This window comes from Kitasatospora sp. NPDC101108, from assembly GCF_055584725.1.
In genome coordinates this window covers 203,097-216,798 of the sequence record NZ_JBVJLM010000011.1, presented here as the reverse complement: position 1 = coordinate 216,798, position 13,702 = coordinate 203,097, and the positions used below count along the sequence as shown (strand labels likewise).

Genomic DNA, 13,702 nt, shown 5'->3' with positions numbered 1-13,702 from the left:
CGGGAGCTCCGGGGGCGTGCGCGAGAAGTCGGTCGGGCCGACTTCTCGCGCACGGTGCTGATCGCGTGGGGTCAGGCGGGCGGCAACAGGTCGCTCTCGCTGACGGTGTACGTCAGCGGGGGATAGCTGAAGTCCGTTTCCTGGTTCTCGCGGCGCCGGAGTCGGTAGAACTCGCGCCGCTGGTCGTCGTCGGCCGAGGTGAGGCGGGCGCCCTGCGGGAGGTGGGGGTGTCCGTCGCGGAAGCGGATCAGGGTCTTCGAGGTGCGGAAGGTCAGGCCCAGCCAGGTGTTGTCGGTCGTCGGGACGGGCTTGTCCAGGACGATCCGGTGCCGGAGCCGTCGGTTCGCGTCGACGGAGAAGGTGACGAAGCCGTGGTGGGTGAGGGGGATCTCGAACCTCTCGCCGCCGGCCTCCTTCGATTCGACGACCAGCTTCCTGGGCGGGGTCGCTTCGGGGTGCTCGTAGCAGGAGAAGACGGCGACGAACGAGCCGTCGGCCAGATCGAGCGCCTGGTCGGAGTGGCTGCCCATGGTCGTGTAGGCGTTCGTGTAGCTCTCGATGAGGGCGTTGTTGAAGCCGAGCGGGAGCGCCGCCTGCTGCTGGATCCGGTCCGCCAGCCGTTCGTGCACCGCACGGAAGCGTTGGGTCGGGGTGGCGTACCGGGTGGTGGTGCGGACCAGGGGCACGTCGCCCGTGGCGTCGACCCTGGTGAGGGTGGCGCCTCGGCGGCCCTTCCCCAGGTCTTCCATGCGGGCCGAGGCGGACAGTTCCGCGAAGAGGTCCTCCTCGCAGGGCAGGGCGTAGGAGCGGATCTCGGCCGGGGAGCTAGGCGCGGGGGGCAAGGTAGTCTCCCGCGTTCATGCTGAAGAGGAACCGGTTGCCGTAGTCGATGAAGGACGAGCTGCGGTTCTCCTCGGCGTACAGCCCGCGCAGCGCGTCCATCCCGGCCTGGGTGGGGGGCTCCAGCTCGACGAGGTCTCCGGCCGACTTGAGGAACGTCCGGCCGTCCTTGTGGACGGCTTCGGTGTTCGAGCAGCGCACGACGTATCCGAGGCGGGTCGGGAGCAGCTCGGCGTCCAGGGCCGAGGGACGGATCTCGTGGGTGTAGAGGCGGTTGGTGGACAGCGGCATGAAGAACACGGAGCCGGGATAGAGGGTCAGGGCGAACTGGGAGGGGAGAGCGTCCCCGTGGAGTTCCGCGGCCGAGTCCTTGAGCCGGAAGTGGAGCCTGGTGAGCGCGCTGGAGTTCTTCGCGCCGTGGTCGAAGGGGTCTTCGGCCAGGGGCTGGAGGCCGTCGAGGCGGTCGTAGAAGGTGCAGAAGGCCATGATGCCGTTGGCGGGCATGTCCTTGGTCTTGTCGGCGTGGGAGGAGATCTTGGCCTTGGACTGCTTGCGCTCGGGCGTGGCGTGGGTGTTGTGGTAGGTCTGGGCGAGGACGTGGTTCAGGGGGGCGTGGTCCCGGAAGACGGTGGCGGCCTCGCGGTTCAGGGCGTCGACGATCTGGGTGTCGGTCGGGCCGAAGTTCTCGGTCGGGCCCGAGAGGTTGGTGGAGCAGCGGAGCAGGCGGAAGTGCAGCTCGTCGTCGCCGGTGCGGGTGACGGGGGTGAGGTAGATGCCGCTGCGATGGGCCGAGCCGGGCTTGGTGGACTCGGTGAGGGACTGGAACTCGTGCTCAGCGCGGATCCGGTGGAAGTGATCGGCGTCGGGGTCGAAGAAGCGGCGGTAGTAGACGCCGGCGCCGTGGACACGGACGGGGACCCGGCCTAGGTCGATGAGGGGCCAGGGGGTGCCGGCGTGGTTGCGGGACAGATCGCGGATGACGAACACGCGGTCAGCTGCGTGGAGTTGCCGGGCGTCGATCTCGGATATGTCGCCGCACAGGTAGACGGCCTTCTGCGCGAGATCCAGGGAACCGGACGCAAGTTCCTCCGGCGTGATCACGGCCCCGAAGAAGTCCCTGAGCGGCGGGATCGGAGGCGCAACCAGGAGGTTGCCCGCATCGTGGATGCGGGCTTCGGTGAGGTCAGTTGTGTACATCGAGCGCTACCTGCCCTTCGCTGCCCGGGGAGTAGGTGCGCGAGAAGTCGGCGAGGTCGACTTCTCGCGCAAGTAGGGTCAGATGCTGGGGAGTTCGCCGGTTTTGATGGCGGTGACGAAGGCCGTCCAGGCGTCGGCGGGGAAGGCGAGTGCCGGGCCGTTGGGGTCCTTGGAGTCGCGGACTGGGACGATGCCGGTGAAGCTGTCAGCGACCTCGACGCAGTTGCCCTGGTTGCCACTGAACGTGCTCTTGCGCCAAGCCGCGTGCTTCAGGCTGTCCCGACCAGGGTCGATCATTCGAGTTCCTTTGCAATCTGCGTGACAAGCCGCCGCGATGGCCCTACGTCGAGGGCTGCTGCCCGAAGCCGGTCAAAGGCCTGGTCGTAGGCTGTTACGTCGTCATATCGTTCGAGATAGAGGCTACTCGTCAGAGCCTCGGTGTACACCACATCGAGATCGTTCCGAACGGGGAACTCCATGATGACGAAGGAGCCCAGCACACCGGGATGCGCGCCAGCATCGAACGGCACAACCTGCAAGGTCACGTTCGGTTCTTTCGAAGCCGCGATGAGCTGCTGCAACTGCTTCGCCATGATGGCCTTGTTGCCGACGACCCGCCGGAGCGCGGCTTCGTCCACGATCGCCCAGAGCTTGAGTGGCTCCTCCCGCCGCAGTGCGGCGTTCTGTCGCGCCATGCGCACGTCGACGAGGGCGTTGACCTCCTCGGTTGTGCCCTCTGGCTGGAGCTTCCGCGTTACGGCCCGTGCGTAGTCGGCGGTCTGGAGTAGGCCGGGGATCAGTGAGGACTCGAAGTTGCGGATCGCCACAGCCTCCGCTTCGAAGCTGATGAACGAGGCGTAGCGCTGCGAGATCACGTCGGAGTACGGCTGCCACCACACCCTGCGCTTGCCCTCGCGTGCGAGCGTGGCGAGGGCCTCCCGGGTTTCGGGGTCGGCGACTTCATAGACGTCGAGCAGTATCCCGACCTCGTTCGCCTTCACCCCGTGGCGGCCGTTCTCCAGCCGGCTGACCTTGGACTGGTGCCAGCCGAGTCGGGCTGCCACGTCATCGACCCTGAGATTGAGCCCTTCTCTGATCCTCCGAAGTTCCGCGCCCAGCATTCGGCGGCGCACCGTCGGTGTTGCGGCCACGCTCCGCCCTCCCCTCATCGCACTCTGTCGTCGGACCACAGTCTGGCGTGACGGAAGTGGTTTCGTCACGTCAGTTCGGAGAGGACATATGCACTTTGCTGGATTCGGTTGTACAAAGCCATCGACCAGCGGCACACTGACGGAGTGTGGTGCACATCACCACACAGCGTGATCCTGGCGGATCTTCGCTCGGGCATTCCCATGCCTCTCGCCATCCTCGGGATCGCCACCTCTCCCACCGCACCCCCGGAGGCCCTGCCATGCCCGGAATGTTGGAGAAGCTGCCCGCCCCTCCGCTCGACTTCTCGTGGTGGTTGCCCAGACACCACGGGTCCGCCGGGTTCGCCCGGCGGCTGCTCCGAGCCTTCCTCGCCAAAGACCCGGGCGCCGAACGCTTCCTCGACGACGGCGAGTTGGTGCTCGGCGAGCTCGTCGCCAACTCCGTCCTCCACGCCAGGACCCCGCCGGGGCGGCTCATCTTCATCCGGTTCTCGCTGCACCCCGACTCGCTCCGCATCGAGGTGCACGACGCCGACGCCAACCAGCCCGCGGCACACCCCGCCGCCGAAGAGGCCGAGACGGGCCGTGGTCTCTGGCTCGTCTCCCAGCTCGCCGCGAGCTGGGGCTGCCAGCCGCGTCCGGGCGGCATCGGCAAGGTGATGTGGGCGCTGCTCGAAGGGGGCGACGCGCAGTGAGTGCCGAACTCCCCTTCCCCGTCTCCGTCGAGATCAAGGGCATCACCAAGCCCGCCACCTTCACCAGGCTCACCGATGCCCTCGACGCCATCCGCACCAGCCTCGCCCGGCTCCCGCTGGACGCCGACCAGGCCGCCTACCTCGCCGACCTCTTCAGCGAGGCCTCCGCCGCCCGGATCGCCCACCAACTGGTCGAGTTCGGCGCGGTGCGCGCGATCGCCTACATCGGCGTCGAGTCCGCCCATCCGATCCACCTGTGCGTGACGGACCCCGGGTGACCGCACGCACCGCCTCCGCCTGGGCCCGCATCGAGATGTGGTGGTGCCTCAGCGCCCAGTTCTCCCGCCCGGTCCGCGCCCTGAGCCCCCGCCGCCAGGCCGCCCACACCGAGATGCAGCTCTGGGCGGCCACCCCGGGCAATGCCGAGGCTCTCCTTCTCGCCGTGCTCCGGCAAGCGACCCGCCACCCGGCCGGATGAGCCAAAGCGCCGGGCGATCCGACGCGGATCGCCCGGCGCATCGGCTGTGGCCACCGCCGCTGCTGCTGGGATTTCACTGGATTCGCGCTGCTCTCGGGCGACATCCGAGCTACTGTGGATGTTATGACTGTGGCCTACGAGGACGTGCCTTTCAGCGAACTTCTCCACCACCCGGCCGCGACGACGCGTCGGCTCGATGCCGTCCGCGCGCTCCGACTCAGGAGACGCGACGCGGGAGACCTTGCCTTGATGCGCATCGAGCAGATGGAGCGCGACGCCACCGTGGTGGACTTCACCTCTCGCCTGCTCGCGGGGCTGGTACGTACCGAGAACATCGACGCTCTGCGGCAGGCACTGCCTGAAGCCCTGCCGTGGGTCACGTTCCTGCCGGAGGGGGATGTCGACACCCTGCTCGCCGAACTTGTCGACACCGCCCGGGGTGCAGTGGCGCTGGACAACCTTGCTCCGATCGCGTTGCTGCTCACGCAGTGGAAGCACAGCGCCGAGATCTATGCGGACCCAGCGCTGTACGCCGTCCTCATCCGCGAGCCCGACGGAGACTTCGGGCCAGTGCCCATGCCCGAGGCGGCCGAGTGAGCCCGAAGAGGGGGGACCGGGCCGCGCCGCCCCCGACCGGTGACGAGTATGACCTTCGATTCGCCAGCTCCGATGCGGCCGACGGCTGGGAGCAACTGGCACGCCAGGCAGCAGGCAACCTGCGTCGCGCCTTCGAGAGGATCCGCGCCACGCCTGGCGCGGCCGGCAACCCCGACCGTCAGCACCGGCTCAGGGGCGAGCTCGGTGCCGCTACGTTCAAGGGACAGGCCTTGGAACGCTGGCAGTACGAGGTCACGGGCGGCGGACGCATCTGGTACCTGATCGATGACGCCAACCGAACGGTCTGGATCACCTACGCGGGCACCGGCCACCCCAAGGCCACCGACTGACCTGCGGCCGGTGCCGCCCGGCTTCGAGGGCGTCGGCGCGTCCGGTCAGCTCCTCCGCGAGGTCGTCCCAGTCGGGGCCGTGGGAGTAGAGGCTGTTCGCGGCCTCGCGGATCAGGGCCGGGTCGTCGGGGCGCTGGAGGAGGAGCAGGCGGTAGGCGAGGTTGCGGACCCACACCGGGAGGTGGCCGTCGACCACCTGGGGGCAGAGGGTCCGCAGCATGGCCAGGATCTCGTCCGGGCCGGCGAAGGTCAGCAACTCGGTGAAGTACGAGTCCTCGTGCTGCCACGGCGCGTCGCACGCGGGTGTCGGTCCGTACTCGTCGCCCCAGAGGCAGCGGGCGAGGTCGGTCAGGGTGTGGCGCATGCCCGGAGCCTACGGCTGCCGGTGGGGTGGGTGGTCGTAGCAAGGTGCCGGGCGGTCCGCAGGGGATCGCCCGGCACCTTCCGTACGGGGGTGATCAGTGCTGGTCCCCGGTCGCCGGGGCGGTGGTGCCGTCGGCCGTCACGGTGAACGCGGCGGTGTGGACGGTGTCCTGGTGCTTGAAGTCCAGGAAGAGCCGGTAGCTGCCGCCGCTGGGGGCGGTGGTGGTGAAGCCGATCTCCGGCCCCGGGGTGGTGGTGTCCGGGTGGACGTGGAGGTAGGCCAGGTCGCCGGCGCGCAGGGCGACCAGGTGGCCGTAGGCACCCAGGTAGGGCTGGAGGTCGGTGACGGGGGCGCCGTCCTTGCCGACGCTCAGGGTGAGGCGGTTGCTGTGGCCGGGGGTGAGGTCGCCGCCGAGGGTGACGGTGTAGCCGTCGACGGTGACGGTCCGTCCGGTCTCGGGCAGCGGGGCGGGGCGCAGGTCGCCCGCGGCGTGGAGGTCGGCGCCGAGGGTCAGGCCCTCGGCGGCGCCGGCCGGGGTGAAGTCGGCGAAGACCCGGTACTCCCCGGCGGCGGGGACGGCGGTGGGGGCGCTCCAGGTGCCGTCGGCGGCGAGGGTCGGGTGGAGGTGCTGGAAGGTGGAGAGGTCGCGCGGGGCGACGATCAGGTGGAGTTCCTTCTCGTGCTGCTGCTGGTAGGCGGTGACGGGCTTGCCGTCCGCGCCGAGGATGCGGAACTTCAGGTCGGTGGGGGAGCCGGCGGTGACGAAGGGGTTGTCGACGCTCAGGGTGTAGCCGCGTTCGGAGATCTGCAGCCCGCCGGGCAGGTGCTCGGCGGCCGATCCGCCTCCGGTGTCGTGTCCTGAGTGCTCACCGGCGTGCTCATCCGCGTGGTCGCCGGCGTGCTCGCCCGCGGGGGCGGCGCCGTCGTGTCCGGCGTGGGACGCCGGCTTGGGCGCCGGGTCGCTGCCGGTCGCGTGGCCGACGCCGAGGGCGAGGCCGAAGGCGGCGGCGAGGCCGGCGGTGAAGGCGGTGATGCGCAGCGGGGTGTTCATGGCGGTCTCCTCGGACGTACGGAGTGAAGGGCTCGGGGGACGTGCGGAGTGAAGGGGCTCAGGCCCGCATCAGGCGGGCGATGGCCTGCGAGGCCTCGGCGACCTTGGCGTCGGCCTCGGCGCCGCCGCCGGCGATGGCGTCCTGGACACAGTGGGCGAGGTGGGCGTCGAGCAGGTGCAGGGCGACGGACTGGAGGGCCTTGGTGGCGGCCGAGACCTGGGTCAGCGTGTCGATGCAGTAGGTGTCGGTGTCGACCATGCGCTGGAGGCCGCGGATCTGGCCCTCGACGCGGCGCAGTCTGCGCAGGAGCTGGTCCTTCTCGGTGCTGTAGCCGGCCATGCGGCCCTCCTCGGAGTTCCGGCGGGAGCGGGGGAGCGGGGGAGCGAGGAGCGCGGGCCGGTCGGGCCCCTGCTCGATGCCCATGAGTGAATACCCCGTGGGGGTATCACGTCAAGCGAATCGCGGCTTCCAAAAAATACCGCCCAGGGGTATCTGCAGGGCTTGCGGGTCGTACCCCCCAGGGGTATAAAGGAACCGGCACCGCCCGATACCCCCTAAGGGTATGACGGCCCGGCCGCGGACGTACCTCGCACGAACCTCGAAGTACCGACTGTCACGAGGAGCAACGATGACCACGCAGGCACCCGCCTCCACGGAGGTGGAACTCTCGATCGGCGGAATGACGTGCGCCTCGTGCGCGGCCCGCATCGAGAAGAAGCTCAACCGGATGGACGGGGTCTCGGCCAGCGTCAACTACGCCACCGAGAAGGCGAAGGTCACCTTCGAGGGCGAGGTCGAGGTCGCCGACCTGATCGCCACCGTCGAGGCCACCGGCTACACCGCCGCCCTGCCCAAGCCCCCGGCGGCCGAGAGCGGTGCCGCCGACCGGGCCGAGCCCGCCGACGAGCTGGCCCCGCTGCGCCAGCGGCTGTTCACCGCGCTGGCCCTGGCCGTCCCGGTGATCGCGATGGCGATGGTGCCGGCCCTCCAGTTCGACAACTGGCAGTGGCTCTCGCTGACCCTCGCCGCCCCGGTCGTCACCTACGCCGCCTGGCCGTTCCACAGGGCCGCGTTCACCAACGCCCGGCACGGCGCCGCGACGATGGACACCCTGGTCTCGCTCGGCACGGGCGCCGCGTTCCTGTGGTCCCTGTGGGCGCTGTTCTTCGGCGACGCCGGTATGCCCGGCATGCGGCACGGCTTCGAGTTCACCATCGGCCGCAGCGACGGCGCCTCCAACATCTACCTGGAGGCGGCGGCCGGCGTCACCGCCTTCATCCTGGCCGGGCGCTACTTCGAGGCCCGCTCCAAGCGCACCGCCGGAGCCGCTCTCAAGGCGCTGCTGGAACTGGGCGCCAAGGACGTGACGGTGCTGCGCGGCGGAGCCGAGGTGCGGATCCCGATCGCCGAACTCGCCGTGGGCGACCGCTTCGTGGTGCGGCCGGGCGAGAAGATCGCCACCGACGGCACCGTGGTCGAGGGCGCCTCGGCCGTCGACGCCTCGATGCTGACCGGCGAGTCGGTGCCGGTCGAGGTCGGGGTCGGCGACAGCGTCACCGGCGCCACGGTCAACGCGGGCGGCCGGCTGGTCGTCGAGGCGACCCGGGTCGGCGCGGACACCCAGCTGTCCCGGATGGCCAAGCTGGTCGAGGACGCGCAGAACGGCAAGGCCGCCGCCCAGCGCCTGGCCGACCGGATCTCCGCCGTCTTCGTGCCGATCGTCATCACCCTCGCCGTCGCCACCCTCGGCTACTGGCTGGGCACCGGCGAGGGCTGGACCGCCGCCTTCACGGCAGCCGTCGCCGTGCTGATCATCGCCTGCCCGTGCGCCCTCGGCCTGGCCACCCCGACCGCCCTGCTGGTCGGCACCGGCCGCGGCGCCCAGCTGGGCGTGCTGATCAAGGGCCCCGAGGTGCTGGAGTCCACCCGCAAGGTCGACACCATCGTGCTGGACAAGACCGGCACCGTCACCACCGGTCAGATGACCCTGCTGGCCGTCCACGCCGTCGAGGGCGTCACCGAGGCCGAGGTGCTGCGCCTGGCCGGCGCCCTGGAGCACGCCTCCGAGCACCCGATCGCCCGGGCGATCGCCACCGCCGCCGCCAAGGCCGGCGAACTGCCCGCCGTCGAGGGCTTCGAGAACGTCCCCGGCCTGGGCGTCCAGGGCGTGGTGAACGGCCACGCGGTGGTGGCCGGCCGGGAGGCGCTGCTCAACGAGTGGTCGCAGTACCTTCCGGAGTCCCTGGCCGAGGCCAAGCGCAGGGCCGAGTCGGCCGGCCGCACCGCGATCGCGGTCGGCTGGGACGGCGAGGCGCGGGCCGTGCTGGAGGTCGCGGACGCGGTCAAGCCGACCAGCGCCGAGGCCATCGCCGAGCTGCGGGCGCTGGGCCTGACCCCGGTGCTGCTCACCGGTGACAACAGGCTGGTCGCCGAGGCGGTCGCCGCCGAGGTCGGCATCGCACCGGAGCACGTGATCGCCGAGGTCATGCCGCAGGACAAGGTCGACACCGTCAAGCGGCTGCAGGCCGAGGGCAAGGTCGTGGCGATGGTCGGCGACGGCGTCAACGACGCGGCCGCGCTCGCCCAGGCCGACCTGGGCCTGGCGATGGGCACCGGGACCGACGCCGCCATCGAGGCCGGCGACCTCACCCTGGTCCGCGGCGACCTGCGGGCCGCGGCGGACGCCATCCGGCTCTCCCGCAAGACCCTGGGCACCATCAAGAGCAACCTGTTCTGGGCGTTCGGCTACAACGTCGCCGCCCTGCCGCTGGCGGCGGCCGGGATGCTCAACCCGATGATCGCGGGGGCGGCCATGGCCTTCTCCTCGGTCTTCGTGGTCGGCAACAGCCTGCGGCTGCGCCGCTTCCGCTGAGCGGCCCACCGCCGGCGCCGGCGCCGGCTCCAGCGCCACCGCTCGCTGCCACCGCCACCGCTCGCCGCCAACGGCCCCGCGGCCCCGGAACCGCTCCCCGGTTCCGGGGCCGCGGTGTGCCCGGCTCAACCCGCGGCTGTCACGCGCAGTAGCGGCGGTATTGAGGCCAAAACATGCCAGTTCCTCCCCTTGTGCCCGTAATCGGGCGTCGTTTTGCCTGCACTTGGGGTAGCGCTCACCGAAGTCCTACCCTGTCGCGACCGGACCGAGATGTGACGCTCCGAAACTTGTTAGGCAAGGCTTCCCTGCCCTAGGTTCTCGTGCCGTCAGGACGGTGCCCTGCCCACCCGGCAGGCCCCGTACGGCCGACCCCCGCCACCCTCGGAGGACCCTCACCATGCCCGGAACCGTCCGGCCCCTCGCGGCCCTGTCCCTCCTCGCCGCCTGCGCGCTCGCCCTCACCGCGTGCGGCAGCTCGGGCGGCAGTCCGGACAGCGTGCCCCTGAAGGACTCCAGCACCCCGCTGGCCGGCCAGACCATCACCGTCTACAGCGGCCAGCACGAGCAGACCGTCAAGGCCCTGGCCGAGGACTTCACCAAGCGCACCGGCATCAAGGTCGAGCTTCGCTCCGGCGACGAAGCCGAGCTGGCCAACCAGATCCTCCAGGAGGGCGACGCCTCCCCGGCCGACGTCTTCTACGCCGAGAACCCGCCCGCCCTCACCGCCCTCGGTGACAAGGGCCTGCTCGTCAAGGTCGACGCCGACACCCTCAAGTCGGTACCGGCCAACGACAGTTCGGGCAAGGGCGACTGGGTCGGCGTCTCCGCCCGGACCTCCGCCTTCCTGACCGCCACCGGTAAGGCCGCCGACACCGCGCCGCCCGCCTCCGTGCTCGACCTCGCCAAGCCCGAGTGGAAGGGGCGCCTGGGCATCGCCCCCAGCGAGACCGACTTCGCCCCGGTCGTCACCCAGGTACTCAAGGCCAAGGGCGAGGACGCCACCAAGCAGTGGCTCAAGGGCCTCAAGGACAACGCCAAGGTCTACGACAGCAACGAGACCCTCTCCGCCGCCGTCAACAGCGGCGAGGTCGAGGGCGGCGTCATCGACCACTACTACTTCTACCGGATGCGCGACGAGAAGGGCGCCGCCGAGACCCACGCGACCCTGCACTACTTCCCCAAGGGCGACCCGGGCTCGCTGGTCGACGTCTCCGGCGCCGCCGTCCTCAAGCACGGCAAGCACCAGGCCGCCGCCCAGGCCTTCCTCGGCTACCTCGCCTCCGCCCCCGCCCAGACCGTCATCGCCGGCTCGGCCAGCTACGAGTACCCGCTGGTCAGCGGCGTGCAGGGCAAGCCCGAACTGCCCGCCCTGGACACCATCGGCGCCGTCGCCGACCCGGCGCAGCTGGGCGACGGCAAGCAGGCCCTGGGCCTGCTCCAGGACGCCGGCCTGCTCCAGTGACGACCCCCGTGCAGACGACTTCCGCGGGGACGACCCCGGTTGTCAGGCCGAGGCTGCGGCGGGGGTGGCGGGCCACCGGCCTGCTCGCCCCCGTCGCCGTCGCCGTCGTCGCGGTGATCGCCTCGCCACTCGGGTTCGTCATCGCCCAGGCCGCGCAGGCCGGTTGGGACCAGACGCAGCGGCTGCTCGGCCGCCCGCTGATCGCCACCCTGCTCTGGCACACCCTGAGCCTGGCCGCCGCCGTCACCCTCGCCACCGCCGTCCTCGGCTTCGGCGCCGCCTACCTGGTCGAACGCACCACCCTGCCCGGCCGCCGCGCCTGGACCGTCGCGCTCGCCCTGCCGCTCGCCGTACCGGAGTTCGTCCGCGGCTACTCCTGGGTCTCGCTGTTCCGCTCCGTCCACGGCTACTGGGGCGCGGTGCTGGTGATGACCTGCTCGCTCTACCCCCTCGTGTTCCTCCCGGTCGCGGCCGCCCTGCGGCACGGCGACGCCGCCGCCGAGGAGGTCTCCCGCTCCCTCGGCCGCGGCCGGCTCGCCACCCTGTGGCGGGTCACCCTCCCGCTCACCCGGCCCGCACTCGCCGGCGGCGTGCTGCTCGTCTCGCTCTACCTGCTCGGCGAGTACGGCGCCTTCGCGATGCTGCGCTACACCACCTTCGCCACCGCCGTGTTCACCCAGTACAAGCTCGGCTTCGACGCGGCCTCCGCCTCCCTGCTCACCCTGGTGCTGGTCGCGCTCGCCCTGCTGCTGGTCGCCCTGGAGGCCTGGGCCGGCCGCCGGGCGCGCGTCACCCGGCACGGCGCCCTCGCCCGGCCCGCCCCGCCCGTACGCCTCGGCGGCTGGACCGCACCGGCACTGCTCGCGCTCACCGCGCTGGTCGGCGTCTCGCTCGGGGTGCCGCTGTACGCGCTCACGTACTGGCTGATCAAGGGCAGCTCCACCACCCTGCCCTCCGCCTCCGTCCTCGGCGCCGCCCTGGCCACCCTCGGGTACGCGCTCGGCGCGGCCGTCGTCGCCACCCTCGCCGCCGTCCCGGTCGCCCTGTACGGCTGGCGGCGCGGCACCCGGCCGGCCCGCGCGGTCGAGCGGATCGCCTACCTCACCCGGGCGCTGCCCGGCATCGCGGTGGCCCTCTCGGTGGTCTTCTTCGCCGTCCGCTGGGCCCAACCCCTGTACCAGCAGCCGCCGATGCTCGTCCTCGGGTACGTCCTGCTGTTCTTCCCGCTGGCCCTCACCGCCGTCCGCGCGGCCCTCGCCCAGGTGCCGCCCGGCGTCGAGGAGGCCGCCCGCTCGCTCGGCACCCGGCCGCTCGCCGTCCTCGGCCGGATCACCCTCCCGCTGGTGCTGCCCGGCCTCGGCGCGGCCGTCGCCATGGTCGGCCTCACCGCCTCCACCGAGCTGACCGCGACCCTGCTGCTACGCCCCACCGGCACCCAGACCCTGGCCACCCAGTTCTGGGTCTACACCAGCGGCCTCGCCTACGGCGCGGCCGCGCCCTACGCGGCGCTGATGGTCGCGCTGTCCGTGCCCTCCGTCCTGCTGCTGACCCGCCGAAGCCTCGGCCGTCCTGGGGAGAACCAGTGACCGGACTGTCCGTCGTCGACCTCCACGCCGCCCACGGGCGCAGCCCGGTCCTGCACGGCATCGACCTGACCGTGCCCGACGGCGCCCTCGCCTGCGTGCTCGGGCCCTCCGGCTGCGGCAAGTCCACCCTGCTGCGGGTACTGGCCGGCTTCCACCCGGCCGCCGCCGGACAGGTCCTGCTGCACGGCCGCGTCCTGGACGACGGCCGCAGCAGGCTCGCCGCCGAACACCGGGGCATCGGCCTCGTCCCCCAGGACGGCGCGCTCTTCCCGCACCTGAGCGTCGCCGCCAACATCGGCTTCGGCCTCCCGCGCTCCCAGCGCCGCGCCCGGGTCGGCGAACTGCTCGACCTGGTCGGCCTGCCGGGCCTCGGCGAACGCCGCCCGCACCAGCTCTCCGGCGGCCAGCAGCAGCGCGTCGCCCTCGCCCGGGCGCTGGCACCCCGGCCCCGGCTCCTGCTGCTCGACGAACCCTTCGCCGCCCTCGACGCCGCCCTGCGCGCCGAACTGCGCCGCGAAGTCGCCGCCACGCTGCGGCAGTCCGGCACCACGGCGGTCCTCGTCACCCACGACCAGGACGAGGCCCTCTCCTTCGCCGACACCATCGCCGTCCTGCGCGACGGCCGGATCGCCCAGGCCGGCACCCCGCACGAGCTCTACCACCGCCCGGCGGACGCCGCCGTCGCCACCGTGCTGGGGGAGGCCAACCTGATTCCCGCGAAGGTCGCGGAAGCCGAGGCCCTCACCCCCTTCGGCCCGCTCCCACTCGCCACCCCCGGCACCGCCGACGGCAGCGCACTCGCCCTGCTCCGCCCCGGCCAACTCCGCCTCACCGCCGACCCGGTGGACGGCTCCGCCCCGGCCAAGGTCATCGGCAGCGACTTCCGCGGCCACGACCACCGCGTCGAACTCCGCCCGGAAGCCCCCGGACTGCCCGACGTCCTGATCGCCTCCTCGGACCGCCCCTGGCCGGTCGGCAGCGAGACCTACGTGAGCGCGACCGGCCCGGTGCACCTGCTGCCGGAGTGAAGGGAACGATCACCAGCACTGCCATGAAGA

16 protein-coding genes are annotated in these 13,702 nt (G+C 71.6%); 9 read left to right on the top strand and 7 right to left on the bottom strand.

Annotated elements, in window-relative coordinates; translation table 11 throughout:
- Positions 1-71: 71 nt before the first annotated feature.
- The 4 genes from ACZ6Z8_RS24220 to ACZ6Z8_RS24205 form a co-directional block, all read right to left on the bottom strand.
- Positions 72-749 (bottom strand): hypothetical protein, encoded by a 678-nt coding sequence (locus tag ACZ6Z8_RS24220; protein ID WP_465612219.1) that lies wholly within the window; start codon positions 747-749, stop codon positions 72-74.
- Between the two features lie 76 nt (positions 750-825).
- Positions 826-2,037: a hypothetical protein gene (locus ACZ6Z8_RS24215; RefSeq protein WP_465612161.1), complete on the bottom strand. Its 1,212-nt coding sequence runs from the start codon at positions 2,035-2,037 to the stop codon at positions 826-828.
- Between the two features lie 78 nt (positions 2,038-2,115).
- Positions 2,116-2,334: a DUF397 domain-containing protein gene (locus ACZ6Z8_RS24210; RefSeq protein ID WP_465612160.1), complete on the bottom strand. Its 219-nt coding sequence runs from the start codon at positions 2,332-2,334 to the stop codon at positions 2,116-2,118.
- Entirely contained in the window at positions 2,331-3,188 is an 858-nt protein-coding gene (locus ACZ6Z8_RS24205) for a helix-turn-helix domain-containing protein (protein WP_465612159.1), read from the bottom strand. Before ACZ6Z8_RS24205 ends, ACZ6Z8_RS24210 begins: the two co-directional genes overlap by 4 nt.
- Before the next feature lie 260 nt (positions 3,189-3,448).
- Here ACZ6Z8_RS24205 and ACZ6Z8_RS24200 point away from each other — a divergent pair, with 260 nt between their 5' ends.
- From ACZ6Z8_RS24200 to ACZ6Z8_RS24180, 5 genes are all read left to right on the top strand, one after another.
- Complete coding sequence (locus ACZ6Z8_RS24200) at positions 3,449-3,883, top strand: ATP-binding protein (protein WP_465612158.1); 435 nt, start codon at positions 3,449-3,451, stop codon at positions 3,881-3,883.
- Entirely contained in the window at positions 3,880-4,161 is a 282-nt protein-coding gene (locus ACZ6Z8_RS24195; RefSeq protein ID WP_465612157.1) for a hypothetical protein, read from the top strand. The genes ACZ6Z8_RS24200 and ACZ6Z8_RS24195 overlap by 4 nt, the downstream gene beginning before the upstream one ends.
- Positions 4,158-4,361, top strand: a complete 204-nt coding sequence (locus ACZ6Z8_RS24190) for a hypothetical protein (protein ID WP_465612156.1) — start codon at positions 4,158-4,160, stop codon at positions 4,359-4,361. Before ACZ6Z8_RS24195 ends, ACZ6Z8_RS24190 begins: the two co-directional genes overlap by 4 nt.
- A 123-nt stretch (positions 4,362-4,484) precedes the next feature.
- Positions 4,485-4,958 carry a hypothetical protein gene (locus tag ACZ6Z8_RS24185; protein WP_465612155.1) on the top strand — a complete coding sequence of 158 codons (474 nt, stop codon included), beginning with the start codon at positions 4,485-4,487 and terminating at the stop codon, positions 4,956-4,958.
- On the top strand, positions 4,955-5,308 hold the full coding sequence (locus ACZ6Z8_RS24180; RefSeq protein ID WP_465612154.1) for a hypothetical protein: 354 nt from the start codon (positions 4,955-4,957) through the stop codon (positions 5,306-5,308). The genes ACZ6Z8_RS24185 and ACZ6Z8_RS24180 overlap by 4 nt, the downstream gene beginning before the upstream one ends.
- Here the strand turns inward: ACZ6Z8_RS24180 and ACZ6Z8_RS24175 are convergent.
- From ACZ6Z8_RS24175 to ACZ6Z8_RS24165, 3 genes are all read right to left on the bottom strand, one after another.
- Positions 5,268-5,672 (bottom strand): hypothetical protein, encoded by a 405-nt coding sequence (locus ACZ6Z8_RS24175; protein WP_465612153.1) that lies wholly within the window; start codon positions 5,670-5,672, stop codon positions 5,268-5,270. The genes ACZ6Z8_RS24180 and ACZ6Z8_RS24175 overlap by 41 nt on opposite strands.
- Before the next feature lie 94 nt (positions 5,673-5,766).
- The gene (locus tag ACZ6Z8_RS24170; RefSeq protein WP_465612152.1) at positions 5,767-6,723 is read right to left on the bottom strand and encodes a hypothetical protein; all 957 of its coding nucleotides are present in this window, start codon (positions 6,721-6,723) and stop codon (positions 5,767-5,769) included.
- A gap of 58 nt (positions 6,724-6,781) precedes the next feature.
- Entirely contained in the window at positions 6,782-7,063 is a 282-nt protein-coding gene (locus tag ACZ6Z8_RS24165) for a metal-sensitive transcriptional regulator (protein WP_465612151.1), read from the bottom strand.
- Positions 7,064-7,352: 289 nt separating this feature from the next.
- Between ACZ6Z8_RS24165 and ACZ6Z8_RS24160 the strand changes: the two genes are divergently transcribed.
- The 4 genes from ACZ6Z8_RS24160 to ACZ6Z8_RS24145 all read left to right on the top strand — a co-directional run bounded on the left by ACZ6Z8_RS24160 (position 7,353) and on the right by ACZ6Z8_RS24145 (position 13,672).
- A complete protein-coding gene (locus ACZ6Z8_RS24160; protein WP_465612150.1) occupies positions 7,353-9,596 on the top strand; it encodes a heavy metal translocating P-type ATPase in 2,244 nt (747 codons plus the stop codon).
- A gap of 397 nt (positions 9,597-9,993) precedes the next feature.
- Positions 9,994-11,058 carry an iron ABC transporter substrate-binding protein gene (locus ACZ6Z8_RS24155; RefSeq protein ID WP_465612149.1) on the top strand — a complete coding sequence of 355 codons (1,065 nt, stop codon included), beginning with the start codon at positions 9,994-9,996 and terminating at the stop codon, positions 11,056-11,058.
- A gap of 8 nt (positions 11,059-11,066) precedes the next feature.
- Positions 11,067-12,644: an ABC transporter permease gene (locus ACZ6Z8_RS24150; RefSeq protein ID WP_465612148.1), complete on the top strand. Its 1,578-nt coding sequence runs from the start codon at positions 11,067-11,069 to the stop codon at positions 12,642-12,644.
- A complete protein-coding gene (locus ACZ6Z8_RS24145; RefSeq protein ID WP_465612147.1) occupies positions 12,641-13,672 on the top strand; it encodes an ABC transporter ATP-binding protein in 1,032 nt (343 codons plus the stop codon). The genes ACZ6Z8_RS24150 and ACZ6Z8_RS24145 overlap by 4 nt, the downstream gene beginning before the upstream one ends.
- Positions 13,673-13,702: the final 30 nt, after the last annotated feature.